The organism is Nocardia testacea NBRC 100365, from assembly GCF_000308775.1.
GTDB classification, from domain to species: Bacteria; Actinomycetota; Actinomycetes; order Mycobacteriales; family Mycobacteriaceae; genus Nocardia; species Nocardia testacea.
Window position 1 is genome coordinate 1 of the sequence record NZ_BAGJ01000023.1, and the last position, 1,521, is coordinate 1,521.

1 protein-coding gene is annotated in these 1,521 nt (G+C 65.6%); it reads left to right on the top strand.

The window, feature by feature from the left end; translation table 11 throughout:
• The coding region (locus ON38_RS03200) for a non-ribosomal peptide synthetase (protein ID WP_039822226.1) at window positions 1-1,521 on the top strand (1,521 nt) is incomplete at both ends.

A 1,521-nucleotide genomic window follows, 5' to 3' on the forward strand; every position in this document is an offset into this window, starting at 1 on the left:
GTTGCTGGGTGAGATCGTTGCGGCGCCGGAGACGGTGGTCGGTGAGTTGGAGATTCTGGCTCCGGCCGAACGGGCGATGCTCGCGGAGCGTAATTCGACTGGGCGGGAGTTGGATTCGGCGGCGACGTTGGTGTCGTTGCTGGATGCTTCGGTCGCCGCGGTTCCGGATGCGGTGGCGCTGGTGGCCGCCGATGGTGCGCAGATCACTTATGCGGAGTTGGGTGCACGGGTCAATCGGTTGGCCCGGTGTCTGATCGCGCAGGGTGTGGGTCCGCAGGATCGGGTCGTGCTGGGGTTGCGGCGGTCGGTGGATCTGGTTGTCGCGATGTATGCGGTGGCCACCGCCGGTGGTGTGTATGTGCCGGTGGATCCCGATCAGCCGGCCGAGCGGACGGGCTACATCCTGGACACCGCGGCACCGGTGTGTGTGCTGACGAATACCGCGACCGGATTCGGTACGGGTGACGGTGTCGCGGACACGCCGGTGGTGGTGCTCGACGAGCTCGATCTCGCGGATTTCGACGCTTCCCCGGTGCGTGATGGGGAGCGGATCGCGCCGTTGCGGGCGTCGAATACGGCGTATGTGATTTTCACGTCGGGTTCGACGGGTCGTCCGAAGGGTGTGGCGGTTCCGCATGCGGCGATCGTGAACCAGCTTCGGTACATCACCGCCGAGTTCGGGCTGGATGCCACGGATGCGATCTTGTTGAAGACCGCGGCGACGTTCGACCTGTCGGTGTGGGAGTTCTGGACCGCGGCGGTATCCGGCGGCCGGATGGTCATCGCGTCGCCGGACGGTCATCAGGACCCGGCCTATCTCAACAGCTTGATGCGTGGTGCGGGCGTGACGACGTTGACGGTGGTGCCGTCGATGTTGGAGGCACTGCTCACGGCAGACGAAGGTATGCCTGCTTCGTTGCGGCGGGTGCTGGCGATCGGTGAGGCGCTGCCGGCGGCGACGGCGCAGCGGATGCTGTCCGGTTATCCGGGTGTCGGGTTGTTCAACCTGTATGGTCCGACCGAGGCGGCGGTGTCGGTGACCACGCATGCGGTCTCGACGGCGGATGTGGTGTCGGTACCGATCGGTGTGCCGCAGTGGAATTCGCGTGTGTATGTGATGGATTCGCGGTTGCGTCCGGTGCCCGATGGTGTTGCGGGTGAGTTGTATCTGGCGGGTGCGCAGTTGGCGCAGGGGTATTTCGGTCGTCCGGATTTGAGTGCGGATCGGTTCGTGGCGGACCCGTTCGCGGTGGGACAGCGGATGTATCGCACCGGCGATGTGGTCCGCTGGACGGCGGCCGGTGAACTGGATTATGTGGGTCGCTCCGATTTCCAGGTGAAGATTCGTGGGTTCCGGATCGAGCTGGGGGAGATCGAGGCGGCGTTGCTGGCGTTGCCGGAGGTCGCGCAGACCGCGGTGGTGGCGCAGTCGGATCCGCGGACCGGTGACCGTCTGGTCGGTTATGTGGTGCCCAGCGGCGGTGCGGCCGGTGTGGATACAGGGCGGATCCAGTTGGAACT